At 55.2% G+C, this 826-nt stretch carries 1 protein-coding gene, 1 tRNA gene and 1 pseudogene; all 3 read right to left on the bottom strand.

The genetic code is table 11. The features are described 5' to 3' along the window. Positions 1 to 34 precede the first annotated feature (34 nt). Entirely contained in the window at positions 35 to 409 is a 375-nt protein-coding gene (gene secE / locus A3730_RS05690; protein WP_063519592.1) for a preprotein translocase subunit SecE, read from the bottom strand. Between the two features lie 43 nt (positions 410 to 452). After that, positions 453 to 528: transfer RNA gene (locus A3730_RS05685), tRNA-Trp, on the bottom strand. Between the two features lie 67 nt (positions 529 to 595). Next, positions 596 to 826: pseudogene (gene tuf, locus A3730_RS05680) on the bottom strand (elongation factor Tu); the annotation flags it as partial.

The following is an 826-nucleotide window of genomic DNA, read 5'->3' as shown; positions in this document are numbered from 1 at the left end:
GTACTACGTACCAGCGCTTTGCCATGCTTACCCCTTAGCCAATAACCCAGGACATGAGCCCACCGAGAATCCAGTCGAGCACAAACAGCAACAGGGCCACAATCACAACAAAGACCAGAACAATCAGCGTGGTTTGCAAGGTTTCCTGACGCGTCGGCCACACAATCTTGCGAAGCTCGACCAGAGAATCCTTGCGCAACTGGTTGAACGCTTTGCCCTGCTCAGTTTGCAGAGCAACAAACACCGCCACCAGAGAAACAGCAACAACACCGATCACCCGATACAGGGCTGCCTGGTCGGAGAAATAGCTATTGCCCACTACGGCCGCAGCAACAAACCCCACAACCAACAACCACTTCACCGCCTCAAAGGCGGCAGAGCCGGAACGCGCTTCTGTTTTCTCGCTCATCTGACGATGCACCCCACCACCTGAGTGGCAGTTTTGGGAAAATTGGCAGGCCAGGAGGGACTCGAACCCCCAACAGCCGGTTTTGGAGACCGGTGCTCTACCAATTGAACTACTGGCCTGTAACTCTTTAAACCTGAAACAAAACAGGGTGACGGGCACGCCCGCCACCCTTTATCACCGTAAAACTTACTCGGTGATTTTAGCTACCACGCCGGCGCCAACGGTACGGCCACCTTCGCGAATCGCGAAGCGCAGGCCATCTTCCATGGCGATCGGAGCGATCAGCTCAACGTCCATCTGCACGTTATCGCCCGGCATTACCATTTCGGTACCTTCCGGCAGAGTACATGCACCTGTCACGTCAGTCGTACGGAAGTAGAACTGCGGACGGTAGCCATTGAAGAACGGAGTGTGGCG

It is taken from the genome of Alcanivorax sp. HI0044, assembly GCF_001634945.1.
Note: the sequence above shows the minus strand (reverse complement) of the source record. Positions and strands in the feature narration are given on the sequence as shown.